This window comes from Streptomyces eurythermus, from assembly GCF_014649115.1.
Classification (GTDB): domain Bacteria; phylum Actinomycetota; class Actinomycetes; order Streptomycetales; family Streptomycetaceae; genus Streptomyces; species Streptomyces eurythermus.
Window position 1 is genome coordinate 1 of sequence record NZ_BMSK01000030.1, and the last position, 24,511, is coordinate 24,511.

Below are 24,511 nucleotides of genomic sequence, written 5' to 3' on the forward strand. Positions count from 1 at the left end.
GATGGCCTCCGCCGGCTCCGACTGGAAGACCAACCCGGCCACCCAGATCAAGTGGGGCCTGGACTACATGAACTCCCGCTACGGCAGCCCCGTCAAGGCCTGGAACTTCTGGCAGGCCAACGGCTGGTACTGAGCCGAGCCGACAGCACCCCACAACGCATCCCGCGCCCCCGCCCACCCGGCGGGGGCGCTTCGCGTGCGTACGGTCAGGAGGTGAACGCCCGCTCCAGCCTGGGGATCAGGTCCCGCAGATCCTGCTCCCAGCAGCCGCCGTTGTGGCCGCCGTTGCACTGGGTGCCCCAGGTGGAACCGTTGCCGTAGTCGACGTAGTGGTACGGCATACCGAGCGCGTCCATGCTGTCCTTGACGTGCCGGGCCGCGCCTTCGAGCCAGAACTCCGGTTCGGTGGGTACGCCGCCGCCGTTGCCCACGTAGACGGAGACGCCGATCCCGGCCAGCTTGTCCATGTGCGCGGCCGGATCGACCTCGTTCCACCGCCAGTCGGCGTTGAACACCGGGTAGGGCGAGCCGAACAGGGCGTCGCTGTCCACGCCGGGCTTGTAGGGCGAGTTGTCGGGGTCGCAGGCGCCGGAGGACGAGCCGCAGATCGCTCCGAGCGCGTCGGTGACGGAGGCGACGACGGCCAGCCGCAGGTCCATGGAGCGGACCGACAGGTCGATGTCCCCGGACAGGGACGCCGTCTGGCTGAACAGGTCGGGCCGGACCTGCGCGTAGTGCAGGGCACCGAACCCGCCCATGGAGACACCGGCGACGGCCCGGGCCTTCTTGGTGGGGATGGTCCGCAGGTTCGCGTCGATGAACGGGATCACCTGCTTGAGGTGGAAGTTCTCCCAGTTCTGGGCACCGAGCCGCGTCTTCTGGTTCAGCCAGTTGGCGTACCAGCCCCGGGCGCCGCCGTCCGGAACGACGGTGATCATCGAGTCGGACATGGTCAGCGCCGGATAGTTCTGCCGGATCGGGTCGTCGGGCGAGCCGTGCAGGAAGTACAGCACGGGGTAGCGCCTGCTCGGGTCGGCGTAGTAGCCGCTCGGCAGGATGATCTTGATGTGGTGCTTGCCCGTGACCTCCGGCGTGGTCACCGTGATGGTGAAGTTCGTGGGACCGCCCACGGCCGTGTCGACCTGCGTCAGTCCGAATCCGTTCGTCAACGGCGGCGGTGCGGTGTCGTCGGCGGCCTGCGCGGGACCGCCCGACAGGGCCAGGGCCAGGGCCAGGGCGGCGGCGGTGACCATCCCGGTCACCGTCAGTCGCCGACGGTTCGATGTCCTTGCCACAGCAGGGGCCTCCTCGTGAGTACGGGCGGTGCGGTGTCTCCCGGACACGGTCACGCTAGGGAAGGCCGATGAAATTCCCATGACACCGCTGTGGGGGCGCGGAGGCCGAGGTCGGCGGGTGACGGCTCCCCGACGGCTTTCCGACGGCTCCTCCGCCGAGGCTCCACGAACTCGAATCCGCTCGCTGAACGGGCATTTCATCGATTTTTCAACGCTCCCCGCCAGGATGAGCCAGCCACCGCGGGCCCTACGGCCCGTATCTTCGCGGCGAACCGCCCCGGTCGACCGCGGCCGACCGACCCCGAAGGGACCACCATGCCCGACTCCGCACACCCCGACCGCCGTCCGCCCACCCGCCGAACCCTGCTCAAGGCCGGCGCGGGAGCCGCCCTGACCGCCGGTGCGCTCGGCGGCTCCCTCGCCGCCGCGCCGTCCGCCGCCGCGGCCCAGAACGGCGCGCCGCTGTGCGAACAGCCGGGCGACTCGGCCCGTGCGCAGGGGCTGGGATCGGGCGACCTCGCGATCCCCTACCACCGGGAGCACGACAACACCTGGGGCTATGTCTTCGGTGACTCCTTCAGCGAACCCGCGCTGGGAGGGGAGTACCTCGGCTCCCCGGTCATGCTGAACCAGGCCTCCTTCGACGCCTCCGGCTCCACCCCGATCTCGTTCATCTGGGCCATGCCCACGGCGGGCGACGCCCGGCAGCTCTTCGACTACCGGCACAACGCCGACAACGGATACGGCTTCGAGGTCAGCCGCATCCCGAACGACTGCATCGAGTTCGGCGGCCGCACCTACATCCAGTACACCTCCGTGGAGGTCTGGCAGCCGCCCGCGGGCTACGACGGTTCGCGGATGTCCGGCGTCGCCTACTCCGACGACCACGGCGTCACCTGGCACGACTACCCCTACCACTGGGCGGGGGACACCCAGGGCGTCAACCAGTCGCTGTACGGCATGTGGTCGTTCGCGGGCATCGACCCCGACGGCTGGCTCTACATCTTCTCCAAGCGCTGGAACGGCAGCCACGTCAACACCGGTGACGGCGGCGCCATCCAGCTCTTCCGCATCCGGCCGGAGGAGTTCCGCGCAGGCAACTTCGGTGCGCAGGAGAACTGGGCTCACCTGGACGGCCGATGGCAGTGGACCCGCGCGGTCCAGCCGTCCGTGATCCTCTCCGGGAACAACATCGGCGAGTTCTCCGTCAAGCGCGTCGGCGGCACGTACTGCATGAGCTACTTCGACGTCACCGACTACTCGATCCGCACCCGCACCGCCCCCCGGCCCGACGCCGTGTGGAGCGCGCCGAAGACGCAGATCGCCGGCGACACCGCCTGGCCGCCCGACCACTGGGGCAAGCCCCAACTCCCTTTCCTCTACGGCGGGTACATCCACCCGGGCAGCGCCGGTCCCACCTCCCTGACCCTGATCGTCTCGCAGTGGAACGGCCGGCCCCACGAGTCGCCCTACCGCGTTCTGCAGTACGACGGCATCAACCCGTGAGCCACGCCCCGCACGCCCCGGGAAACCCGGGACGAAGGGCAGCCCCGCCCGCTCATCCTCGTCGGCGGTTCTGCGCGAGCCGGCTCTGCAGCCGGGCGTGGCGGAACTGGTACACCGCACCCGCCTGGCGCAGGACGCCGCGCTGGTAGGCGTCGTCCAGGAAGGCGGCGGCGGCCCAGGGGAGGCGTCCGGTCAGCGGCAGCCAGATGCGGGCGAGCAGACACCACTGGCCCCAGGCGGTCAGGGTCAGCGTGTAGCCGAGCGCGCCGCCCAGACCGCTGATGGTGCCGAGCAAGAGACTGGCCATGGGATCCATGGCGAGCCGGCCCAGGTGCCCTTGCAGCAGATCCACCACCAGCCCGGCCCCGAGCCCGACCGCCGTGCCGAACACGGGTGCCCAGAAGCACAGTCGGATGAGCACCGTCCGGCGGTCGGCGCGCAGGACGCTGCCCGGGCTGACGGCGGAGACGATGTCGAGGGGCGTTTCGAGGAGGCCGAGGAGGCAGAAGGAGAGGCCCGCGGCGCCGCCGAAGACCAGCCCGAACACGATCGCGTTGATCAGCCCGTTCTCCAACACCAGCGCCGGCCCGGCACGCTGGCTGAGCGCACGCAGCAGGCCGACCATGAACCCGTAGGCGAACCCGAAGAATGCGCCGCCCAGAGTGCCGATCACCAGCCGGGGACCCGCCCGCCACGTGGTGGTGTCCGGCCGGCCGCGGATGCGCAGCCGCACAGCGGACGGCTGGACGTCCTTGCCCGTGACCGTGTACGTGAACCAGTGCACCAGCCCGAACATGAGTCCGGCCAGCAGGCCGACGATCGTGCCGTCCAGTACGCCGCCGGCCAACGAGCCGCTGAAAGCGGCGGACATGGCGCCGTCGACCAGCCCGATGACCAGCGCGGTGACGAGTGCGGTGACCAGAGTGCGAGTGGAACCGCGCAGACCGTGACCGAGCCGCCACCAGGCCAGGTCCGGAGTCTTGAGTTCCGTCAGATGGCGGGCGAGATGACCGAGCCAGCGCTGGACCCGCTCGGGCTCCCAGCCGTGCGTACCGGGCCGGGAGCGGCGATAGACGGTCGGCAGGAAGTTGTCGAGCAGGTGCTCCTCCAACTCCCGCACTCCGGGGAACAGTTCGGTGTCGAGCAGCTCGGCCGGATCGTGCTCCGGTGTGTCGCTGTAGACGGTGCGGGCGAGCGCCACCATCAGCGGCGTCGAGAGAACCGTGGCGAGCGGGGCCGGTGACCCGTCCGGCGAGGGCTCGCGCAGTTTCTTCAGCACGGGCTGCCAGGCGCCCGCCGCCGGGTCCGAGCGGTCCGCCTTGCGGGTGGTGCGGGGCAGGTAGTCGTCCAGGTCGTCCAGGGTGAGATCGGTGAGCTCGATCGGCGCGGCCGAGGTCAGCACATCCGTCTCCGCGACCGCGGCGGCGTACTCGGCGGGGCGGCTGGTGAGCACGAGCGGCAGCGTGGTGGCGTTGAGGGCCTCGAGCGCGGGGCGGCGCAGCCCGTCGGCCATCTCGTCGAAGCCGTCCAGCACCGGCAGCACGCGACCGGAGTCGACGAGCGCGGAGGCCAGGCTGACCTTGCCGGGCCCCGGTGCGGCCGTACCGGGATGGTCCCGCGTCAACTGCTCGGTCAGCCAGTCGCGCAGGGTGACGGCCGTGGGGTCCCAGGCGCCGATGCTGAAGATCACCGGGACGGGCTCGGCGGGCGTCCGCGACCTCAGATGGTCGAGGACGAAGCGCAGGGTCAGGACCGTCTTCCCGGACCCGGACCTGCCGAGGACCACCAGCCGCCCGGAGGGGACTCTCCGGTAGGTCTCCGCGATGCCCTCCAGCCGGCCGCTCAGATCCAGCGGGGCGCTCGGGGCGCCCGGCGGGAGGCGGCGGATGTTGGCCCAGTGGTCGGTGAGCGTCTCGCAGGCGGCCTTCCAGCAGACCGGCAGCGGGTACGGGTCCTGGATCCGCCGCTGCTCCTCCTCGCGCTGCCAGCGGGCCGCCACCGCCTTCGCCAGTTGCTCGGCCGCCTCCGCCGGCGCGGCCCGCACCGCCGACACCGACGGAGGCACCGCGGGCGTCGCCACGGCGGGCCCGCCCACTTGTGCCGCCCCCGTGTCGGGCCCGCCCGCGTCCGCGCCGCCGCCTCGGAACCCCGGGACGGCAGCACCGAGTAACTCCTCGCGGTCCTCGCCGCCCAGGGCGAGCGCGTCGGCCAGCCGCCGCACCGTGGTCATCCGCGGGTTGCCGCGCTTGCCGGTCTCCAGACCGCGGATGGTGCTCACGCTGACACCGGAACGCCGCTCCAGCTCCTCCTGGGTCAGTCCCGCCTTCTCACGCAGCCGGCGCAGTACCGCGCCGAACTCACCGGCCACAGGCCATGGCCCTTCCCCCTTGAATTGTCCGTTTCCGCAGGCCGGGACTCTAGCGCGGCCACCGGTCACATATGACCGGTTGAATGCTCTGTCCACATTTCCTGCACGACGGCCAGCCTCGACCACATCGACGTGAGCGACCGGGACGAGGGGATCGACCGGTCCCGAGAACAGGGAGTGGCCATGCCGACGACGACCGCGGGCAGGTGCGACCGGGGCGTCACATGCCTCACCGCCGAGGAACGCGAAGTGCTCTACGCGCTCGGCTGCGGGCTGGAGGACGCCGAGATCGCCGCCGCCCTGACCCTGCCCGAACACGCGGTGGCCGAACGGCTCGGCCGCGTGCTCGGGAAACTGGGGCTGCGCGACCGGGCCGCCGCCATCGTGCACGCCTTCGACTGCGGTCTGGTCCTGCCGGGCCAGGGACCGCGCCGGCCGCTGCCGGGGAACACCGCGGCACGCCGTACCGGCACCGCGTCCGGCCCCTGGCTACGGGTGTCGGTACTCGGCCCGCTCCGGACGACGCTCGCGGGCCGGCCCCTGGACATCGGCCCCGTGCGGCAGCAGGCCGTGCTGGCGGCGCTCGCCCTGAGCCCGAGCCCTTCCGTCAGCCGGCCACGCCTGCTGGAGGACGTCTGGGGCAGGGAGATGCCGGACGGCAATGTCGTACCCGTCTACGTGTACCGGCTGCGCAAGATCCTGCGTCTCGGGGAGCGCCCGGACTCGGTGATCCGGCGCGACCGGTACGGATACGGACTGGTCCAGGGCATCGCCGAGGTGGACGCGCTGTGCGTCGACGACCTGGCCGGCCGGGCCGACGAGGCCGAACGCACCGGCGACCTGCCGGAGGCCGAGCGGCTGTGCGCCCGGGCGCTGGAGCTGTTCCGCGGCGAGCCGCTGGCCGCACTGCCCGGGCCGTTCGCCGAGTCGGAGCGGGTGCGGCTCGTGCGGCGCAGGGTCGCCCTGGCACAGCGGAGGGCGGACCTGCAGCTGAGGCTGGGCCGGCGTGCGGAGGCCATCACCGCGCTGTCCGCCCTGGCGCTGGAGGAGCCGCTGAACGAACCGGTCGCCGCGATGCTGATGCGGGCGCTGCGGCGCGACGGGCGGCGGGCCGAGGCGCTGGCCGTCTTCGACCGCACCGCCCGGCGGCTGTCCGACGACCTCGGGGTCGCCCCGGGCGACCTGCTCCTGCGCGCCCGGCGGGCGGCACTGTTCGGGGTGGACGCCGATCCGGGCCGGGCGGACGCGGCGTGAACGGGCCGGCGGGGGACCGCCAGCGCGCCGAGGAACTGCTGTTGGCGCGGATCTCCGCGACCGCCGGGCGGGCCCGACTGGGCAGACGACGCGTCACCTACCGGGCGCCGCCCACCGAGCCCCGGCGGCGCCGGTCGCCCACCGTGTGGATGCGGCGCCTGCTGCGCGCCGGCGGTGGACCGGCCGGGAGCCCCGGTGCCCGGCTGGACCTGTACGAGCACGGTCTGACAGCCGCCGTCGGCCGGCGGATCCATGCCGTCCGCTTCGACACGACGGAGGTGCGCCGGTGCACGGTGCTCACCTCCCGAGGTGTCACCGGCACCCTCGTGCTGGTCGACGTCCACGGCGAACGGGTCGTGCTGCGCCGCGGCGACTTCGCCCGGCCGCAGGAGTGGTGGCCGGCGATCTGCGGGGCCGTCGTCGCCGCGCAGGCCCCACGGGCGCTGGCCGCGCTGCGGCAGGGCACGCGGCTGGCCTTCGGCCCCCTGTGGGTCACGGCGGACGCCGTCGGTTCCGCCCGGACGTCCCTGCGCTGGACCGAGGTCCAGCGGATCGAGGTCCGCAACGGTTTCGTCGCCGTCCGCGCCGACGGCCGCCGGCTGGTGTGGGCCACCGCCGCCTCCGGGACCCCGAACCTCTGCGTCTTCCGGTCCCTCGCCGAACACCTCGCCCGCGCCGGGCGGGACGACGACTGAACCAACGATCACAGAACGACCAACGACCAACGACCAACGACCACAGAAGGAGACAGTCATGGCCGACAGCTACCGGTACCGGTGCGGTGAGTGCGGGCACCACACCTCCTGGGGGAGCGAATCCCAGGGGGAGAACGCGATCGAGGAGCACTACCGCAACCGCCACCCGGCCGTCGTCCCCGGCGGGATGGTCGAGTTCCGCAAGGGATCGTCCGGCGGCGGTGGCGGCGGATGCCTGCTCGCCCTGGGCATCCTCGTCATCATCCTGATCATCGCCTCCCGGCACTGATCGAGCACAGCTCGGTCCGTACGGCGAGACAGCGCCATGTTTACCGGATATCGCAGCAAAGTCGACATGTCGCGAAAGTAAGCGGCCGGTATATGGCGCAAACCGGACCCGAGACGTCCGAACCCGCCACCCCGGGCGCCCCCGACATTCATGGGGCCCCCGGGGTGCAGCGGCGCTCGGGTCTGGGTATTCCCATCGAACTCGATGTTCGATGAGGTCGATGCGACGGGGGCGGAGCATATGGGCAGACGGGTCTGGACGGGCAGCGCCGGGGTGGAGGCCGCCGACGCGGTCTTCGCGCTGATGAGACGGCTCATCGACGGTTACCGGGCGAACCCTCCGGTGACCCCGCTGGTGGTGCTGCAGGCCACCGAGGAGGACGAGACCGGCATCCTCGACCGACGGGTCGCCCAGGTGGTGGAGTTCGTCCGCCAGAGCCAGCAGCCGCGGGGGCTGATCGCGAAGCGGCTCGACGGCGGAGGGGGCCCGGACCCGTACTCCTCGGCCGTCGACATGGTGCGCCAGCTGTGCGAGCACTCCTGGGACAACGCGCGGCAGTCGCAGTACAAACCCTTCGGCTTCCCGCGCTCACGCCTGCTGCGGGCCATCGAGCAGGCCGCGCCCGAGGTCGGCGCCGGGGTCACGACGGTGTGGACGGCGGCGGAGCGCCGCGAGCGTCTGATGCGCCGGCTGGCCGAGCTGCGCTGGCGTCCCGACGGTGGCTCCGGCGGCGAGGAGGGCCGGCGCCGCGTTCCGGCACTCGCGCAGACCATCGGCGCCGTCGTCAACCCCTCCGGATTCGCGGGTGCCATGTTCATCGCCTGCCTCAGCGTGCTGCTGGGCGAGGGCGGCTGGCGTACGGCGCTGTGGGGCGGCGTCCTGGCGCTGACGGGGTTCGGCCTGGTGCACCTGCTCGCGCGCAGCGCGCCGCCGCTGCTGTGGTTGCGCCGGGCCACCCGCTGGTTCGCGACGACCACCTTCCTGGCCCCGCTCAGCGACCGGCCGGCCGCCGCCGACTGGTCGCGCTGGCGACCGGCGAAGTCCTGGGAGACCATCCGGGGCCGCGCCTTCGCCGTCGCCCAGCAGGTGGTCGCGGCACAGGCGGGCGACGCGACGGCACGTCAGTTCCACCTGGAATTACGTGTGCTGGCGCTGCTGGAGGACCTGCGCGAGAACTACCGCCCGCGGGCGCTGGACCTGCGCCGCCGCAAGCGCACCGTGCCGCCCGTGGTGTATCTGCCCAGGGCCACCGAGGAGGACGGCGGTCTGCTCCTGCTGCGCACCATCAGCGACGTGCGCAGCCGCCGCAGCGAGGTCGACCCGCTGCTCGTGCTGGCCGCGGTCCCGGCGGCGGAACGCCTGCGGCCGCAGGCCCCCGCCGTCCCGGAGCCGGCCCCCCTGCCGGGCCGCTCCCACGCCGACGACGAGGAAGAGGCCTTCGGAGCGGACGCCAGATACCAGCGGTGGGTGACCAACCTCAGCGCCGGCCAGTCCCCGGGCCGGGCCGCCACCCTGCCGTGGATCCTGTACATACCGATGCCCGGTGACGAGCTGCGCCACCGGCACTCCGCACAGCACTCCACCGACCGCATCCGCCGGACGCCCGCCTGGCTCCTGTGGTCCCGGCCCTGCCTCGCCGTGCTCCTCGCCCTCGGCCTGGCCGCGGGCTTCCTCGGCAACCATTACCTCGCCGGACGCTACTGCGAGGGCCGGCTGCTCGGCTCCAACACCGACTCCGGCCTCTACGACGGCCGGTGCGTCGGCGTCGCCACCGGGAACGTACGGCTCGCGCAGGGCAACACGCTGAGCCTGTCCGGCGCCGGCAAGGGCGTCACCTTCGACGCGGTGGAGCGGGCGATCAGGGCCGAGAACGCGGCCATCGGACCGCGCGACGCCCACGTGACGATCGTCTACGCCGGCCCGGTCACCGCCGCGAAGCAGGCCGACACCCGCAAGGGGCTGGAGGAGATCACGGGGGTGTACCTCTACCAGCACTACGCCAACGTCAGCACCGATCAGCCGACCAAGATCAAGATCCTGCTCGCCAACGCCGACCAGAACATGCTGCACGTGGTGCCCATGGCCCGGCACATCGCGGACCTGGCGCGCCGCGACCGCTCCGTCGTCGGCGTCGTGGGCATGGGTCGCGACACCACCGAGACCGAGCAGGCCGCCCGGATCCTCAAGGGGGCCGGTCTGCCCGTGGTGAGCACCACCAACTCCGGCAGCCACCTGGCGCGCAGGCTGTCCAACTGGTTCGGGCTGGCCGCCACCGACGAGGAGGAGGCGAACGCCCTGTGGGTCGTCGCCCGTCAGCTGGCCGCTCGGGAGAAGGGCGCCCAGGGCGCCGTGCTGTCCCGGTCGGTCGGCAGCGAGAAGGACTTCTACACCACCGAACAGGCCAGGGTGGGCAAGCAGATGCTGGCCGAGGCGGGCTTCGCCGCGGCGCCCTCGCGGACGTACCGGCTCAGTGCCGAGGGTGAGCCCGAACTGACGACGCCCATCGGCGAGATCTGCGGCAGCCGGCAGGTGCCGAAGGCCCTCTACTTCGCCGGCCGGGTCGAGGACGTGCCCAACCTGATGTCCCAGCTCGGCTCCACCCCCGGCTGTTCGGGACGCGGCATCACCGTGTTCACCGGCGACGACCTCACCAAGAGCAACTACGAGGAGGGTGAGGCCCTCCGCATCCCCGACGAGGTCACCCTCTACCACTTCGCCCTCGCCCCCATGGACCTGGCGGCGACGACCGGTTTCTACATCGACGCCCACCGCGTCCTCATGGACTTGCTGCCCGCCGGAGCACGGCGGACGGCGCTCGCCGACCCCGCCCGGCCCTGGACCGACGCGCTGTTCTCCAACGGGCAGACGGTGCTGTCCTACAGCGCCACGGCCGTCCTGTACCGGGCCGCGCGCAACGGCGACGTCCCGCAGACCGCCGCGGAGACCTGGGCCGACCTGCGCTGGCACCCCGTCCCGAACCTGCCGGTCGGCACGGTCGGCTTCGCCGGCAGCCGGCCCTACGCCGACCAGCGCGGCCACGGTTACGAGATCGTGCGGGTGAGCTACGACGGCGGTGAGGTGCGGTCGGAGAACGTGTGCGGGCGGCCCGCGGGCAGCGAGGCGCCGCTCATCGCACCCCCCGGCCCCAAGGGAGCCGACCCGCACACGGTCTGCCGCCTGCGCTGACCCCGTGCCGCCTCGGCGGTTCACGGGCGGTGCGGTGACGCCGGGGCGGTGCGGTGGGCGGAGCGGAAGCGCCCTGCCCGCGCCGGCCGCCCACGGCGTCACAGCTCCCTGCGCATGCACACGCGCGGCCACCGGTCCAGGCCGTGGGCCGCCTCGCGCTCGCGAATCTCCCGCAGGCCGGGCGTGAGCATGTTCTCGGCCAGGACCCGGAAGCCGCAGCGCGTGTAGTAGGCGGCGTTCCACGGGACGTCGGCGAACGTGGTGAGGGTCAGGGCGGGCACCTGCCGGCTCCTGGCGTGGCCGGCCAGATGCTCCAGCAGGGACCTGCCCACCCCCCGCCGAGCGCTGCCGGGGTGCACCGAGACCTGCTCGACATGGAAATTGCCGTCGACGAGGTCGGCGATCAGGTAGCCGACCGGGGTGCCGGCCGCGTCGACCGCCACCCAGGCCCTCCCGTCGCGCCGGTACCGGTCGAGCTCGTCCAGCGGAAGCGGCTCGTCCTCGGCGATCTCCGGCATGCCTATGTCGTGGAACCGCTGACCGGCGGCCCTCTCGATGTCCTGGAGAAGGGGCAGCTCGCTCACATGAGGGGATCGAATGTGCATGCGCTCATTGTCCGCAACGGAGCAGCCGGTCTACGGGTCGGCTCCCGGCGAGACGTGCCGTCGGTGCCGTCGGTGCCCGCGCGGTTCGGCCGGTCACAGCGCGCAGAACGCGTCCCGCATCCCCTTGTCGGTGTCCGTCTGGCCCCGGGTCGGTGCCTGCAGGTGGTATTCGGTGTTGGCTTCCAGCACCTGCTTGCTGCCGTCGTCGTCGGCGTACCACGTGCTGAAGTAGCCGAGCACGGCCCCGTTGTGGGACCAGACCCACTGGCCGCACGGCAGTTGGAACCGGCTGATGCCCAGCCCGTAGCGGATGTCGCCGCTCCCGGTGGCGACCGTGGTCTTCAGCTCGGCCTCCTGCGCGGGCGGCAGCAACCGACCGCCCAGCAGCGCCCGGGTGAAGGTGGCGAGGTCGTCCAGGGTCGACACCATCGCGCCTGCCGAGCCCATCGCCTGGACGTTGGAGACCGTGACGTCCGTGAGCACCATGCCGAGCCACCCGTACGCGTAGCCGTGCAGATAGTTGCCTCGCAGGGCCGGGTCGGTGGTGGGGAAGAAGGTGTTCCGCAGGCCGAGAGGCTCGATGATCCGCCGGGTGACCTCGATGGCAGGGTCGTTGCCCGTGACCGCCTTGATCACCATGCCGGCCAACACGTAGTTGGTGTTGGAGTACGCCCACTTCTCGCCCGGCTCGGCGGAGGGCCGCCGCAGCGCGAGACCCAGGTCCACGAGGGTCTGCGGCGGCCAGGCCCGGCCGGGCTCGCGGTTGGAGGCGTAGGAGTTGTAGAACGACGTGTCGTGAACGTAGTCCGGGAGGTCGGAGGTGTGGTTGAGCAGCTGCCTCAAGGTGATCCGGCTGCCGTCATAGCCGTTGGCGTCGACGGCGCCCGGCAGCCACCGGGCGACGGAGTCGTCCAGGGAGAGCCTGCCCTCGGCTTCCAGTTGCAGCAGCACGGTCGCGATGAACGCCTTGGTGTTGCTGCCCATCCGGAACTGCGCCTGCGGATCGGCGGGCACCTTGGTGGCGGTGTCGCCGGTGCCCGCCGATACGTACTGCGCGCTGTCACCGGAACGGACCAGGCCGACCACACCCGGGTAGCCGTCGGCGATGCCTTTCTGCGCCCCGGACCGCAGGATGCTCGCCGCCGTCGGTGTGTCGGCGTGGACCGGGGCGGCGGGGGTGAGTACCGCGAGCGTCAGCGTCGCGCCGACGGCCATCAGACGTACGGATTTCATGAGACCTCGTCTCGTCACGGGGTGGCCGTGAAGGCCGCGCCGGGCGGTGGTGCCCGGCGCCATGGCGAGACTCGGGTAAGGGCGGCCCCGCGAACAGATCATTCGACCGGCCATATATGACCGGTCGTCACCGCGAAGCGCGTGCCAGCGCGCTGACCTGCACGGGACGTCCCGAAAGAAAGACCGCCCGCCGCGGGGGCGGACGGAGCGGGGGTATGGAGGCCCCCGTCGCGGGCCGCAGAGAGTGCCCAGCGCCGCAGGTGACGTGAGCGGGCAGCGCCGCCCAGGCGGCCACCGACCGCGCTGGCCACGTTCGTGTCAGCGGTCATCTCCCAGAGCGGAGAGTCCTGCGCCGGCAAACCCCCGGCGCCGAAGATCCGGGCCTCGGCCTCCCGTTCGAACCGGACGTCGGGATCAGTGATGCGCGGTCCGGAGGCCAAGTACCTGATGACCTACCAGGGCTTCCTCGCCGACCTCATGATGGCCGAGCGCGACGACCGTGCACGGTGCCGCCCGAACGGTGGATCACCGGCACCGACTCCTACCGCCTAGCCGGCACCCGAGCCCGAGCCGAGGAGTCGGCCAAGGCCAGCTGAATGCTCCAGGTTCCCTCGATTGCTCCAGGTTCCCTATGCTCGGCCCGCCGCACTCTGGGCGTCGGGCCGCCACCACGCACTGCTGGCGCTCATCCGCTTCGGGCTGCTGTTGATTCCCTGCTGATGCGGTCGAGGAAGCCGAGCACCCGATGGTTGACCTGCATGGCGGCCTGTTCGTCGTAAGAGGGCAGACTGCTGTCGGTGAACAGGTGCCTGTCGCCGGGATAGAGGAACAGCTCCGCATCCGTCACCGTCTTGACCACTGCGCGGGCAGCGTCCGCATCACCCTCCCCGGCGAAGAACGGATCTGCGTCCATGCCGTGGATCTGGACTGGGACGTCCTGGGGCCAGGCCGCACCGAACTCCGAGACCGGGACGCACGCCTCGAGCAACAGTGCACCCTTTGCTCCGGGGCGAGTCTGAGCCAGCTTCTGCGCCGGCAGGACGCCGAGCGAGAAGCCAACATAGATGAGGTCCGCAGGCATCCCCTCGGCGGCGACGGCTCCGCGCGCGGTGATCGCGTCGAACCCGACACTCTCGGCATAGGCGGCGCCCTCCTCAAGGCTGCCGAATACCTGCCCTTCGTACAGATCTGGAGCGTGGACGGTGTGTCCGGCCCGGCGCAACTGCTCGGCGAAACTGCGAACGCCGGCGGTCAGCCCGTGTCCATGGTGGAAGACCAGCACCTCAGCCATGTTGCTCCCCTCGTACCGCGTGCCCGGGTGGCGCCGCGGGACGAGTATGGACCGCAGCACTGACATCCACGGGCCTCGGCCGGACAGGGTCAGGCCGGTGGCCACTGTCAGGTGAGGCGAACTTCGAGGCAGGCCTCGCCGGTTTAGGAAGCGCAGGTTCGAGCGGGCGGCCCGCGTCCGCGGCGACAGGGCCAACTCCAGCCGTGACAACCACGCTTACCTGCGTCAAAGGGGGATCAAGGCGACCATGACCCAGCCGGACGGCCAGCCGCAGGCGCAAGGGCCGGGTCCGCGTCCGTCGGCTTTCGGTGAGGCCCAGTACTGCCGCCGCAATGCCGTCGAGCGATGTGTCAGCAAGTGGAAGCAGTACTGGGCGGTGGCCAGGCGGTACGACAGGCGCGACTACGTCTTCAACGGCACCCTGGCCGTCACCGCGATCATCATCTGGCTCCGAGACACGGTCCAAGAGCCATCAGAAGCGCCCTGGTGTCAGCCGGCCTTGCGCAGTGGATGAACGGTGCCGGTGAGGGTGCCGTCCTGCTGCTCGTAGTGGGACAGGGCGAGGCCGAGACCGAAGAAGGTGGGTGCCCATTCGCCGACGAAGAGGCCCCAGCGGTCGGCGCGGGCCAGACCGGTGCCCGGCTCCATCTTGAGGGAGCCGGCCCACGAGGCGACGCTCAGGCCGATGGAGGCGAAGGCGGCCATGTAGGCGTGTTCACTGCGGATGCCCAGGTCGTGCATCTTCTGGATGATCATCGGGCGTCTCCGTTCTTCCGGATGTCCCTGCTGGAGTAACCTCCCGCTATCGTCCTATTCATCACATATGCCCTATTGGGGGAGGCGGGGGCGACGCGTCCCGCGCCCCCGCGGCCGCTCAGCCCGGAAAGCGGCCCGTGGACCGCAGGTGCCAGCGCCGCTCCGCGTAGGCCAGGTCGTCCCGCCACAGGCGGCCGGCCGTGGCACGTACCAGGGGGCGCAGCAGCGGTGCGGCCCGGCGGGCGGCCGCGAAGCCCGGGCGGGCGGAGACGGCCACCACCGCCTCGATGACGGCGGTGCGGGGCCGCCCGGCCCCGTCCGCACCGAGCGGCGTGGCGTGGGTCTCCACGACGGACCCCGCGCCCTCGCCCTCGCAGACGCGCATGACGACCGTACGGGGGCCGGGCGCGGTGAAGACGGCGCGGACCGGTACGACGATCCGGCCAGCCACCTTGAAGGACACGTCGACGGTCAGGGCGTCCGGACCGTCGTCCATCGCACCGGCCGGGTCGCCGGGTGCGTCCACCACGGTCAGATCGACGAACGCGTACGGGTGCAGCCACGCCCCGTGCCACGGATCGAGCCGGTTGGCCACCACGTCCTCCGGCTCACAGACACCCACGCCGGTGTAGACGGCCGTCAGGGCGCGCGAGGGCTCGGGCCGGGGCGGTACGACCGGTGCGTCCAGGGGTTCCTCACCGCCCACCGCGTCCAGCCGCGCCCACACCAGCACCCCGTCGTCGTGCACCGGCAGCGGCGACCAGCCCGCGTACGGGTTGCCGTCCAGGGCCAGCCCGTGCCAGTGGCACACCAGCGTGCCGCAGCGCACCGGACTGTCCCGCAGCGGCGCCCCCAGGTGCGGGCAGATCGCCGGGCCGCCGACGGGCCGGCCGTCGGGCCCCCGCCACACGACGATCTCCTGCCCCGCCACGGTCCCCGCCAGTTTGCCCTCCCCGCGCAGCGCCCGGGAGGCGCCGACGACGTACCAGTTCCCCGACGGCCGCGTCCGCGCCCGCTTCAGCGCCCCGGCGATCAGCGCGGGCCGCGCCTCGCGCCACGTGGGCCGCTGTCCCTCCCAGGGCACGGCACGGCGGCGCAACGACAGCGGCAGGCGACGGCGGCTCACGCGACGCCCTCGGCAGAGGGGAGGGCCGTCGTCGGCGCGAGCGGGGCCGCGGGCAGCGCGCGGGCGCGAGCGGCGCCCGTCGGCGGCGGAGCGGTCCGCGCCCGCAGCCGGACCGCCGCCACCCGGACCAGCCCGTCGGCGGCGACCACCGCCCTGCGCCGCCGCGACACCGCCGACCGCCGGTGCAGCACGGCGTAGCCGTCCCGGGCGACGGCGTCCAGGATGCCGCCGTACAGGACGGCCGCGGTGCGGATGCAGGGCCGGGCCACAGGTTCGAGCAGCCCGATGCCGGGCATCGCCTCCCGGTACACCCCGCGGGTCAGCTCCGCGAACTCCCTGAGCGCGGCGGTGATCCGGCGGTCCGGGCGGCTCGTCGCGCGGCTCCAGAGGAGCAGTTCCCGGTCGACGCCGTGCCCGGCGAGCAGGTCGGCGGGCAGGTAGACACGCCCGCGGTCCAGGTCCTCGCCGACGTCCCGCAGGAAGTTGCTCAGCTGGAAGGCGACGCCGAGCGCGGCGGCGTACGGCTCGGCTTCCTCCCGCGGCGCCACCGTGCCCAGTACGGGCAGCATCTGGAGCCCGATCACCGCGGCCGAGCCGTGCATGTACGCGCGCAGGTCGGCGTAGGTGGGATAGCCCGTCACGACCAGGTCGGAGCGCATGGCGGTCATGAAGTCCCGGAAGTGGGCGTGGCCGATGGCGTAGCGCCGGGCGGTGTCGGCGAGCGCGCGCACCACCGGCTCGCCGCTGCCGCCCCGCCGCAGTCCCTCCGCCAGTTCCTCCTGGAGCCGGGCCAGGGCCCGCACCCGTACGTCCGTCCCGGTGCCGGGGTCGAGGGAGTCGACGATGTCGTCGGCCCAGCGGGCGAAGCCGTACAAGGCGTGCACGGCGGGCCGGCGTGCGATGGGCAGCAGCCGGGTGGCGAGGAAGTACGTCCTGCCGTGACGGGCGTTGAGGGCACGGCAGCGGTGGTAGGCCGCGCGCAGCGCCGGATCGTCGATTCCCGCCGCGTCCAGCTCTCGATCGGTCATCCGGTCCTGCCTTCGGTCGCGGGGGCCGTGGGTTCGGCCGGGGGGCTCCCCGGCGGCGGGGACTGCCGTGCGGCAGCCGGAAAGTCAGGGGAGGCGGCCGACGGCCCGGCGAGGCGGTGGGGAGGTCGCTCATGCGCCCGTGGCGCGGCCCGTACGCCCGTGGGGGCCGCGGCGGCCGGAGAGGAGCGCGGGCGGCTGCCGCCGCGCCCGGGTACGCCCGTGATGCGAGCCGCGGCCAGCTTCCCCGACAGCAGCACGGTCGGCACGCCGACACCGGGCGTGGTGCCGCAGCCGGCCAGGACCGCGTTCTCCGTGCCGCGTACCAGGTTGCGCGGCCGGAACGGCCCGGTCTGCGCGAAGGTGTGGGCGGCCGAGAAAGGCGTTCCGGCGGCGTGCCCCCGCGCGTGCCAGTCGGCCGGGGTGACCAGGCACTCCTCCTCGATGGCCGCCTCGATGCCGGCCAGTCCGCGCCGCTCCAGCTCCCGCAGCAGCGTGTCCCGGTAGCGCGGACCGAGGCCGGACCAGGCCGCGGGGCCCGGGCCGATGTCGGTGTTGGGGCAGGGGGCGAGGATGTAGTGCAGGTGGCGGCCGGGTGGCGCGAGACCGGGATCGGTCGCGGTCGGGCGGGTGACGAGCAGCGACGGGTCGCTCATCAGGCGTCCGGCGCGGGTGAGTTCGTCGAAGGTGGTGTGCCACGCCGCGCCGAAGGAGATCGTGTGGTGGGCGAGGTGGGGCCAGGTGCGGTCCGTGCCGGCGTGCAGCACGACCGCGGAGGGGGAGTGGCGCAGCGCGAGCGGCCGGCGCGGCCGACGGCCGAGCAGCCGGTAGGCGACGGGCAGGTCCGGGGTGAGGACGACCGCGTCGCACGGGATGCGGCCGGCGTCGGTGACGACGGCCGTGACCCGCTCGCCGGACCGCTCCAGGCGGGTCACCGGCTGCCCGAACCGCAGGTCGGCCCCGGCCGCGGCGGCCGCCTCCGCCATGGCCCGCGGCAGGGCGTGCATGCCGCCCCGGGGAAAGTACACGCCGGCGACGGTGTCCATGTAGGCGATCACCGCGTAGGCGGCCAGCGCCCGCGCCGGCGGCACACCCGCGTACAGGGCCTGGAAGGAGAACACCCGGCGCAGCCGCTCGTCGCTCAGGAAACGGCCGATCCGGGCGTCCAGGCGGCCGAAGCCGCCCAGGGCGGCCAGCCGGACGAGATCGGGGTGCAGCAGACCGAGCGGCGAGTCGAAGTCGGCGTCGATGAACCGGCGCAGCTGCGCCCGGTACAGCCGCTGGAGCCACTCGCGCAGCCGCCGGTAGCCCGCGGCCTCCGCCGCCCCGGCGAACCGCTCCACCTCCGCGGCCATCGCGTCCGCGCCGCTGTGCACGTCGAGGCTGCTGCCGTCCGCGAAGCAGGCCCGGTAGGCGGGGTGCAGGGGGATCAGCTCCACCCGCTCGTACAGGCTCGTCCCGACGGCGGCGAACGCCTCGTCGGCCAGGTCGGGCATGGTCAGCACGGTCGGTCCGGTGTCGATCCGGTAACCGGCCAGGTCCATGCGTCCGGCCCGGCCGCCGGGCAGCTCCTCGCGCTCGACGACCGTGACCCGGCGTCCGGCGCCCAGCAGGTGCAGTGCCGCCGACAGCCCGGCGAGTCCGGCACCGACGACCACCACCCGGTCCGTGGGGCCGGGCACGGTACGCGTCACCGGTCGCCCCCCGCGCCACCGCGGGCACGGGCAGCGTCACGTACCGCGGGATCCGCGTCCGGCCGCACCCCCGCCGTGGCGAGCAGCAGATCGCGCAGCGGCCCGGCGCCCTCCGGATCGAGGACGGCGCCGTCGAAGTGCCGCAGCCCCTGCCCGGCCAGCCGGTCCACCTCGGCCTCCACGGTGGCGCGCGCGCCCGTCGCGACCAGCACGTCCCGCACCTCCTCCAGGCCGCGCTCGGTGAGGGCCCCGTCACCCAGCCACCGGTCCAGCACCGCCAGCGCGGCACCGTCACCGGCGGCCTCCGCCCGCGCGCGGGCGACCGCGACCAGGTACGTGGGCTTGCCCTCCCGGATGTCGTCGCCGCACACCTCGCCGGTCACCCGCGGGTCCCCGAAGACGTCGTCCAAATCGTCGCGCAGCTGGAACGCCATGCCGACACAGCGTCCGGCGTCACCCAGCCGGCGCAGCGTCACCCGGTCGGCGCCCGCCACGGCGGCCCCCAGGGCGAGGGGCCGCTCGACCGAGTACAGGGCGCTCTTCAGGCAGGCGGCGCGCAGCACACGGGGCAGCGACCGCGCCCCGGAGACCTGCCCCTGTACGTCCAGGAACTGGCCCGCCACCATCTCCGTGCGCATGTCGCCCCACAGCCGTCGCACCACCTCCCCCGTCTCCGGCGGCAGCGGCGTCTCCGCCATCAGATCGTCGGCCCAGGCCAGCGCGAGGTCCCCGGCGAGGACCGCCGCCGACTGCCCGAACCGCTCGGCCCGCCCGGGCCCGGCCCGGCCGGCGTACCGGTCGGCCAGCTCCGTGTGCAGCGCGGGCCGGCCACGCCGCAGTACGGCCCGGTCCATCACGTCGTCGTGGACGAGCGCGCACGTCTGGAGCAGTTCCAGGGCGCCCCCGATCCGCAGAGCCGCCGCCGCGGACGCCGCGTCCCGGCCGGCGCAGGCCCGAAAGGCCCACCACAGCAGCCGCGCACGCGTGCGCTTGCCACCCTGGAGGGTGAAGCGTGCCACCCGTTCGGCCAGTTCCTCACCGAACAGGGGATCCGCCAGCCGTGCGCGGCGCAGCCGCTCCGCCAGCACCTGGCCGAGCACCCGGCCGACGGCGCCGGGTACGTCGGCGTCGATCCGCCGCACCTCGGCGGGCCCGCCCGGCAGGGGAACGCTCTCGCGGACGCCATGTCCCTCCCCGTCGTCGGCCACCGTCCCGTGCGGATGCGACCCCACGGGCCCGGCCGCGCCCGGCGGCGCCGTCGCCGGGTGGTCCTTCGCGGGGACAGGCCGCATCCCGATTCCCCTCGCGTGGACAGGCCGCATCCCGGTGTCCCTCCGTCGTGCTCGTACCGTCGTGCCGTCACCCGTCCGCCCGCGCGCGGACGGACACGTGAACGCCCCACGCGATCGCCGAGACCACCGGGGACCCGCCCCCTCAGCGTGCCGTGTCCGGCGCCCGGCCGCTCGCCGCCGAGGGGCGCCCTGCATCCGCCGGGGTACACAATCCGCGATACCGGGCGGGGACGACGCGACCCCCGACGGCCGGACCGGGCACGCGTCGGGCGCCGCGACGGTCCGCGACCGGAGGAAGGACACCGAGGAGAGGAGGCGCCGTGCCGGACACGGACGTGGCCGTCGTGGGCGCGGGCGCCGCCGGGCTGTCGCTGGCCCACCGGCTCGCCGGACACGTCCCCGGCCTGCGGACACCGTCCGTCGTGCTGGTCGACGCGCCGCCCGGCCCGCTACGGCCACCCCCGCGGACCTGGTGCTACTGGGCGGCGGGACCGGGACGGTTCGACGCGGCGGTGCGGGCCGAGTGGCGGCGGCTGAGGGTGCGCCCGCGCACCGGCGCCCCGGGCGAGGGCGACATCGACCCGCTGCGGTACCGCATGATCCGCTCCGACGACTTCGAGCGCCTCGTCTCCCGGGACCTGGCCCGCAGCCCCAACGTGCGGCGCCTCGAAGCGACCGTCGGCACGGTGGAGGACGTGCCCGGCGGCGCGCACGTCCACCTGAGGGACACCGACGGCCGGACGCGGGTGCTCAGCGCCCGCTGGGTGTTCGACTCCCGCCCCCCGGGCAGCCTCCCGGCCGCCCGTACCACCCTGTTCCAGCACTTCCACGGCTGGTTCGTGCGCACCGCCCGGCCCGTCTTCGACCCGTCCGCCGTCGAACTGATGGACTTCCGTACCCCGCAGCCCGCCCACGGCCTGTCCTTCGGCTACGTCCTGCCGACCGGGCCGTACGAGGCGCTCGTGGAGTACACCGAGTTCTCCCGGCGCATCCTCGAACCGGACCGCTACGAGGCCGCCGTGCGGCACTACGCCGACGAGGTGCTGCGGCTCGGCGAACGGCAGGTCCTGGCCACCGAGACCGGTGTCATCCCGATGACCGACGCGCCGATCGCCCGGCAGACCGGGGCCTCGGTCTTCCGCGTCGGCGCCGCCGGCGGAGCGACCCGCCCCGCCACCGGTTACACCTTCGCCGGACTGCAACGCCAGACCCGGGCCGTCGCCGCCGCCCTGCGCCGCGGCCGCCGCCCCGTGCCGCCCGCCGCCCACCCGGCGCGCCACCGCGCCATGGACGCCGTCCTGCTGCGCGCCCTGGACAGCGGCCGGGCCGACGGCCCGGACCTGTTCGGCCGCCTCTTCACCCGCGTGCCCATGACACGGCTGCTGCGCTTCCTCGACGGGGACACCCGCCCGCACGAGGACCTGTCCATCGGCCTGCGCACCCCCGTCGGACCGATGCTGCGCTCCGCCCTGGAACTGCCCCGCCTGCCCCGCCGCCCCCACGACCTGCCCCCGGCACCGCGTCCGCCGGCGCTTCGGGCCACCCCGCGCCTTCCCCCGACGGAGACCGCATGACACTGCTGCGCGACGAGCGACTCGCCGCCGCCTTCGACCACGCCGCCCGCGGCTACGACACGCTCGTGGCCGCCAACCCCGGCTACCACGCCCACCTGCGCCGCTCGGTGCGCCGGCTCGGCCTGCCCGGCAAGGGCCGGGGGCTGCGCCTGCTCGACCTCGGCTGCGGTACCGGCGCCTCCACGGCCGCGCTGCGGTCCGTCCTGCCCGCCGCCCGCGTCACCGCCGTGGACGCCTCCGCCGGCATGCTCCGGCGGGCCGCGGCCAAACCGTGGGCGGACACGGTGACCTTCGTGCACGCCCCCGCCGAGCGGCTGAGCGAGGCCGGGGTGTCCGGCCCGTTCGACGCGGTGTTCGCGGCCTATCTCCTCCGCAACGTCACCGACCCCGACGCCGTGCTCGCCACCGTGCGCGGACTGCTGCGCCCCGGCGGCCGGCTCGGCGTGCACGAGTACACCCTCAGCGGGCGGCGCGCGGACCGCGCGGTGTGGACCCTGGTGTGCCGGGGTGTCGTACAACCCGCCGCGACCCTGCTGGGGGACGGGCCGCTGTACCGGCACCTGTGGCGCAGCGTCGTGGACTTCGACACCGCCGGACGGTTCGCGCGGCGGCTCGGCGCGGCAGGCTTCGACCAGGTCCGCGCCCTGCCGCTGCCGGGCTGGCAGACCGGCATCACCCACACCTTCGTCGCCCGCCGGGCGCACGCCCCGAAGGGGGACGCATGAGGACCCCGGGCCGGCGCGCCGCGCGCCCGGGCCGTGACCGGCGGGCCCGCGTCCTGCCCGCCCGGCCCGGCGCCCCCCGCGTGCAGGGCGCCCCGCCGTCGGTGGCGGTGGTCGGCGCGGGCATCGCCGGCCTGGCCGCCGCCACCGTCCTCGCCGAACGCGGGGTGAGCGTCACCCTGTACGAGAAGCGGCCCTACCTCGGCGGACGGGTCGGCGGATGGCCGGTGGAACTACGCGACGGCACCACGGTCACCATGAGCCGCGGTTTCCACGCCTTCTTCCGCCAGTACTACAACCTGCGCGGGCTGCTGCGCCGGACCGACCCCGGCCTGGAGCGGCTCACCGGCCTTCCGGACTACCCGCTGCGCCACGCCACCGGCCTGCGCGACAGTTTCCGGCACGTCCCTCGGACCCCGCCGCTCAGCGCGCTCGGCTTCGTCGCGCTCAGTCCCTCCTTCCGATTCGCGGACCTGCGCGCGATGAACCCGCGGGCCGCCCTGCCCCTGCTCGACGTGCGCGTGCCGGAGGTGTACGACCGTCTGGACGGCACCAGCGCCCACGCCCTCCTGGACGCCGTGGGCTTCCCCGAAAGCGCCCGCCACCTGGCCTTCGAGGTGTTCTCCCGCAGCTTTTTCGCCGATCCCCGGGAGCTGTCGGCGGCCGAGATGGCGCTGATGTTCCACATCTACTTCCTGGGCTCCGCCGAGGGACTGCTGTTCGACGTGCCCCGCGCCCCCTTCCCGGCCGCGCTGTGGGATCCGCTCGCCCGCCACTTGGCCCGGCACCACGCCGAGGTGCGCGCCGGAACAGCCGTCGAGCACATCGCGCCCACCCGGGACGGCGGCTTCGTGGTCGCCACCGGCCGCGACGAGCGCCGCTACGACGGGGTCGTCCTCGCCCTCGACACCGCAGGGCTGCGCTCACTGGCCGGCCGCTGCGGAGAGCTGGGCGACGCGGCCTGGCGCGAGCGGATCGGACGGCTGCGGACCGCCCCGCCGTTCCTGGTCAGCCGGCTGTGGCTGGACCGGCCCGTCGCACGCGACCGGCCCGGCTTCCTCGGGACCAGCGGTTTCGGCACCCTGGACAACATCAGCGTGCTGGAACGCCACGAGGACGAGGCGGCCCGCTGGAGCGCGCGCACCGGAGGCTCCGTCGTCGAGCTGCACGCCTACGCCGTACCGCCCGGAGCCGCTCGGGACGTCGAAGAGAAGCGTCTGCTCGAACAATTGCGCCGCGTCTACCCGGAGACCGGCACGGCGACGGTCCTCGACGCCCGTCACGAGTGGCACGAGGACTGCCCCCTGTTCCCGGTGGGCGGCTACGGCGACCGCCCCACCGTCCGCACCCCGCACCCCCGGCTGGTCGTGGCGGGCGACCTGGTCCGCACCGGCCTGCCCGTGGCCCTCATGGAACGGGCCGCCACGAGCGGTTTCCTCGCGGCCAACACCCTGCTGGAGCGGTGGGGTGTACGGGGCCAGACACTGTGGACGGTGCCGGACCGGGGGCGCAGCGCCCTCCTCAGGGCCCTGGCCACGTGGGGGCGCCCGCCCGCCGCCCGCGAACGAGCGGTGGGACGCGCGTGACGGGAGAACGGCACAGGACCCCGGGCAAGCGGCCGGGGTCCTGCGCGATGGTCGGGGTCGGTGACGTGGGCGAGGCGGGCGACCCGCTTGGCTCTCGACGCCGACGAGCGCGAGGCCCTGCTGGAGCGCGTACGGACCTACGAGCGGGCCGTGGCCGAGCAGGTGGAGAAGCGCGTGTCCAGCTGGCCCGTGCAGAGGACTTCGCCGCAACCCTGGGCGCCCGCCTGGAGCAGAACACTCCGACCGCCCACACCTGAAGCCCTGTCGGATCGCTCCCGGCTGTCCAGCGTGGAGCCGTAGCCGACACCGCTCCGGACCGCCTCCGGGACAGGGTGGACGCCCTGCCGCTGCGAGCAGGGCCTGGTGGCCTCACGCTGGAGGAGCAGTCCCGCCGTCCGCGAAGGAGATGCTCGATGGCGAAGAACCGTGACGAGGGCAGGGAGCTCGAGAAGGGCGACAAGGTGGCCTGGAAGAGCCACGGCGGCCAGGCCGAGGGCGACGTGGAGAAGAAGATCACGGAACGTACCGAGGCGGCCGGCCGCACGGTGGACGCGTCACCGGACGCACCGCAGTACCAGGTCCGCAGCGACAAGTCCGGCAGGCCCGCGGTCCACAAGCCGTCCGCGCTGAGGAAGAAGAAGTGAGGCGGCGTGGACGACGAGGAACGCAAGGAGATCTGGAAGGGCTTCCGGGACCTGGTGAACATGACACCGGCCGAGCTGGACACGTGGCTGGAGTCGGAGGAGTCCCGCGCCGCCGGGCAGCACAAAGGGGGAGGGGAGTCCACCGGGCACGCCTCCGGCCGGCGCATCACGCAGATCCTGCGGGCAAGGAAGAGCGACCTCACGGACGACGATTATCTGCACATGCGCAAGGTGGTGGGCTACATCCGCCGCCACCTGGCCCAACGGCCGTCGGGAGACGTACGGGACACCCGCTGGCGGCACTCCCTGATGAACTGGGGCCATGACCCGCTGGCCTGACGGCTGACGGTGAGGTGGGCTCGTGGCACCC

The 24,511-nt window shown here is 73.5% G+C and carries 22 protein-coding genes and 2 pseudogenes; 14 read left to right on the top strand and 10 right to left on the bottom strand.

What is annotated here, in order from left to right; genetic code table 11:
- A partial coding sequence (locus IE251_RS37175) for an aggregation-promoting factor C-terminal-like domain-containing protein (protein ID WP_505016679.1) occupies nt 1-133 on the top strand: 133 nt, incomplete at its 5' end.
- Between the two features lie 73 nt (nt 134-206).
- On the opposite strand, the gene IE251_RS37180 is transcribed toward IE251_RS37175, so the two are convergent.
- Entirely contained in the window at nt 207-1,253 is a 1,047-nt protein-coding gene (locus IE251_RS37180; RefSeq protein ID WP_189757433.1) for an alpha/beta hydrolase, read from the bottom strand.
- Nucleotides 1,254-1,610: 357 nt separating this feature from the next.
- Here IE251_RS37180 and IE251_RS37185 point away from each other — a divergent pair, with 357 nt between their 5' ends.
- Nucleotides 1,611-2,801 (top strand): glycoside hydrolase family 183 protein, encoded by a 1,191-nt coding sequence (locus IE251_RS37185; protein ID WP_189757363.1) that lies wholly within the window; start codon nt 1,611-1,613, stop codon nt 2,799-2,801.
- 52 nt (nt 2,802-2,853) lie between these two features.
- Here the strand turns inward: IE251_RS37185 and IE251_RS37190 are convergent, their stop codons facing one another.
- A complete protein-coding gene (locus IE251_RS37190; RefSeq protein ID WP_189757364.1) occupies nt 2,854-5,169 on the bottom strand; it encodes a helix-turn-helix domain-containing protein in 2,316 nt (771 codons plus the stop codon).
- 183 nt (nt 5,170-5,352) lie between these two features.
- Here IE251_RS37190 and IE251_RS37195 point away from each other — a divergent pair, with 183 nt between their 5' ends.
- The 4 genes from IE251_RS37195 (at nt 5,353) to IE251_RS37210 (ending at nt 10,593) form a co-directional block, all read left to right on the top strand.
- Nucleotides 5,353-6,423: an AfsR/SARP family transcriptional regulator gene (locus IE251_RS37195; RefSeq protein WP_189757365.1), complete on the top strand. Its 1,071-nt coding sequence runs from the start codon at nt 5,353-5,355 to the stop codon at nt 6,421-6,423.
- Complete coding sequence (locus tag IE251_RS37200; protein ID WP_189757366.1) at nt 6,420-7,118, top strand: DUF6585 family protein; 699 nt, start codon at nt 6,420-6,422, stop codon at nt 7,116-7,118. The genes IE251_RS37195 and IE251_RS37200 overlap by 4 nt, the downstream gene beginning before the upstream one ends.
- A 58-nt stretch (nt 7,119-7,176) precedes the next feature.
- Entirely contained in the window at nt 7,177-7,407 is a 231-nt protein-coding gene (locus IE251_RS37205) for a hypothetical protein (RefSeq protein ID WP_189757367.1), read from the top strand.
- Nucleotides 7,408-7,647: 240 nt separating this feature from the next.
- Complete coding sequence (locus IE251_RS37210) at nt 7,648-10,593, top strand: type 1 periplasmic-binding domain-containing protein (RefSeq protein WP_189757368.1); 2,946 nt, start codon at nt 7,648-7,650, stop codon at nt 10,591-10,593.
- 98 nt (nt 10,594-10,691) lie between these two features.
- Here IE251_RS37210 and IE251_RS37215 read toward each other — a convergent pair whose 3' ends face one another.
- Both IE251_RS37215 and IE251_RS37220 read right to left on the bottom strand, forming a co-directional pair.
- A complete protein-coding gene (locus tag IE251_RS37215; RefSeq protein ID WP_189757369.1) occupies nt 10,692-11,198 on the bottom strand; it encodes a GNAT family N-acetyltransferase in 507 nt (168 codons plus the stop codon).
- Nucleotides 11,199-11,291: 93 nt separating this feature from the next.
- On the bottom strand, nt 11,292-12,431 hold the full coding sequence (locus IE251_RS37220) for a serine hydrolase domain-containing protein (protein ID WP_229897100.1): 1,140 nt from the start codon (nt 12,429-12,431) through the stop codon (nt 11,292-11,294).
- A gap of 420 nt (nt 12,432-12,851) precedes the next feature.
- On the opposite strand from IE251_RS37220, the gene IE251_RS41820 reads away from it, so the two are divergent.
- Nucleotides 12,852-12,983: a hypothetical protein gene (locus IE251_RS41820; RefSeq protein ID WP_268253363.1), complete on the top strand. Its 132-nt coding sequence runs from the start codon at nt 12,852-12,854 to the stop codon at nt 12,981-12,983.
- 133 nt (nt 12,984-13,116) lie between these two features.
- Here the strand turns inward: IE251_RS41820 and IE251_RS37225 are convergent, their stop codons facing one another.
- Nucleotides 13,117-13,722: a dienelactone hydrolase family protein gene (locus tag IE251_RS37225; RefSeq protein ID WP_189757371.1), complete on the bottom strand. Its 606-nt coding sequence runs from the start codon at nt 13,720-13,722 to the stop codon at nt 13,117-13,119.
- Between the two features lie 196 nt (nt 13,723-13,918).
- On the opposite strand from IE251_RS37225, the pseudogene IE251_RS37230 reads away from it, so the two are divergent.
- Nucleotides 13,919-14,236, top strand: a pseudogene (locus IE251_RS37230) (transposase); the annotation flags it as partial.
- Here IE251_RS37230 and IE251_RS37235 read toward each other — a convergent pair.
- From IE251_RS37235 to IE251_RS37255, 5 genes are all read right to left on the bottom strand, one after another.
- Nucleotides 14,212-14,478: a hypothetical protein gene (locus IE251_RS37235; protein WP_189757372.1), complete on the bottom strand. Its 267-nt coding sequence runs from the start codon at nt 14,476-14,478 to the stop codon at nt 14,212-14,214. The pseudogene IE251_RS37230 and the gene IE251_RS37235 sit on opposite strands and share 25 nt — an antisense overlap.
- Before the next feature lie 118 nt (nt 14,479-14,596).
- Nucleotides 14,597-15,604, bottom strand: a complete 1,008-nt coding sequence (locus IE251_RS37240; protein ID WP_189757373.1) for a DUF5914 domain-containing protein — start codon at nt 15,602-15,604, stop codon at nt 14,597-14,599.
- Nucleotides 15,601-16,632: a phytoene/squalene synthase family protein gene (locus IE251_RS37245; RefSeq protein WP_189757374.1), complete on the bottom strand. Its 1,032-nt coding sequence runs from the start codon at nt 16,630-16,632 to the stop codon at nt 15,601-15,603. Before IE251_RS37245 ends, IE251_RS37240 begins: the two co-directional genes overlap by 4 nt.
- Complete coding sequence (crtI, locus tag IE251_RS37250) at nt 16,629-18,323, bottom strand: phytoene desaturase family protein (RefSeq protein ID WP_189757375.1); 1,695 nt, start codon at nt 18,321-18,323, stop codon at nt 16,629-16,631. The genes IE251_RS37245 and crtI overlap by 4 nt, the downstream gene beginning before the upstream one ends.
- Entirely contained in the window at nt 18,320-19,615 is a 1,296-nt protein-coding gene (locus IE251_RS37255) for a polyprenyl synthetase family protein (protein ID WP_189757376.1), read from the bottom strand. The genes crtI and IE251_RS37255 overlap by 4 nt, the downstream gene beginning before the upstream one ends.
- 320 nt (nt 19,616-19,935) lie before the next feature.
- Between IE251_RS37255 and IE251_RS37260 the strand changes: the two genes are divergently transcribed.
- From IE251_RS37260 to IE251_RS37285, 6 genes and pseudogenes are all read left to right on the top strand, one after another.
- The gene (locus IE251_RS37260; RefSeq protein WP_189757377.1) at nt 19,936-21,189 is read left to right on the top strand and encodes a lycopene cyclase family protein; all 1,254 of its coding nucleotides are present in this window, start codon (nt 19,936-19,938) and stop codon (nt 21,187-21,189) included.
- Nucleotides 21,186-21,914, top strand: a complete 729-nt coding sequence (locus tag IE251_RS37265; protein WP_189757378.1) for a class I SAM-dependent methyltransferase — start codon at nt 21,186-21,188, stop codon at nt 21,912-21,914. Before IE251_RS37260 ends, IE251_RS37265 begins: the two co-directional genes overlap by 4 nt.
- Entirely contained in the window at nt 21,911-23,497 is a 1,587-nt protein-coding gene (locus tag IE251_RS37270) for an FAD-dependent oxidoreductase (RefSeq protein WP_189757379.1), read from the top strand. Before IE251_RS37265 ends, IE251_RS37270 begins: the two co-directional genes overlap by 4 nt.
- 93 nt (nt 23,498-23,590) lie before the next feature.
- Nucleotides 23,591-23,754 (top strand): annotated as a pseudogene (locus IE251_RS37275) (MerR family transcriptional regulator); the annotation flags it as partial.
- A gap of 156 nt (nt 23,755-23,910) precedes the next feature.
- Entirely contained in the window at nt 23,911-24,141 is a 231-nt protein-coding gene (locus IE251_RS37280) for a hypervirulence associated TUDOR domain-containing protein (RefSeq protein ID WP_189757380.1), read from the top strand.
- Between the two features lie 6 nt (nt 24,142-24,147).
- On the top strand, nt 24,148-24,480 hold the full coding sequence (locus tag IE251_RS37285; protein WP_189757381.1) for a DUF3140 domain-containing protein: 333 nt from the start codon (nt 24,148-24,150) through the stop codon (nt 24,478-24,480).
- Nucleotides 24,481-24,511 lie beyond the last annotated feature (31 nt).

What these genes read in the sequence shown, in the direction of transcription:
- IE251_RS37270 (WP_189757379.1), top strand. Translation starts at nt 21,911, where the DNA reads ATGAGGACCCCGGGCCGGCGCGCCGCGCGCCCGGGCCGTGACCGGCGG.
- IE251_RS37210 (WP_189757368.1), top strand. Translation starts at nt 7,648, where the DNA reads ATGGGCAGACGGGTCTGGACGGGCAGCGCCGGGGTGGAGGCCGCCGAC.
- IE251_RS37185 (WP_189757363.1), top strand. Translation starts at nt 1,611, where the DNA reads ATGCCCGACTCCGCACACCCCGACCGCCGTCCGCCCACCCGCCGAACC.
- IE251_RS37205 (WP_189757367.1), top strand. Translation starts at nt 7,177, where the DNA reads ATGGCCGACAGCTACCGGTACCGGTGCGGTGAGTGCGGGCACCACACC.
- IE251_RS37195 (WP_189757365.1), top strand. Translation starts at nt 5,353, where the DNA reads ATGCCGACGACGACCGCGGGCAGGTGCGACCGGGGCGTCACATGCCTC.
- IE251_RS37280 (WP_189757380.1), top strand. Translation starts at nt 23,911, where the DNA reads ATGGCGAAGAACCGTGACGAGGGCAGGGAGCTCGAGAAGGGCGACAAG.
- IE251_RS37235 (WP_189757372.1), bottom strand. Translation starts at nt 14,478, where the DNA reads ATGATCATCCAGAAGATGCACGACCTGGGCATCCGCAGTGAACACGCC.
- IE251_RS41820 (WP_268253363.1), top strand. Translation starts at nt 12,852, where the DNA reads ATGCGCGGTCCGGAGGCCAAGTACCTGATGACCTACCAGGGCTTCCTC.
- IE251_RS37265 (WP_189757378.1), top strand. Translation starts at nt 21,186, where the DNA reads ATGACACTGCTGCGCGACGAGCGACTCGCCGCCGCCTTCGACCACGCC.
- IE251_RS37225 (WP_189757371.1), bottom strand. Translation starts at nt 13,722, where the DNA reads ATGGCTGAGGTGCTGGTCTTCCACCATGGACACGGGCTGACCGCCGGC.
- IE251_RS37255 (WP_189757376.1), bottom strand. Translation starts at nt 19,615, where the DNA reads ATGCGGCCTGTCCCCGCGAAGGACCACCCGGCGACGGCGCCGCCGGGC.
- IE251_RS37245 (WP_189757374.1), bottom strand. Translation starts at nt 16,632, where the DNA reads ATGACCGATCGAGAGCTGGACGCGGCGGGAATCGACGATCCGGCGCTG.
- IE251_RS37220 (WP_229897100.1), bottom strand. Translation starts at nt 12,431, where the DNA reads ATGAAATCCGTACGTCTGATGGCCGTCGGCGCGACGCTGACGCTCGCG.
- IE251_RS37215 (WP_189757369.1), bottom strand. Translation starts at nt 11,198, where the DNA reads ATGCACATTCGATCCCCTCATGTGAGCGAGCTGCCCCTTCTCCAGGAC.
- IE251_RS37180 (WP_189757433.1), bottom strand. Translation starts at nt 1,253, where the DNA reads ATGGTCACCGCCGCCGCCCTGGCCCTGGCCCTGGCCCTGTCGGGCGGT.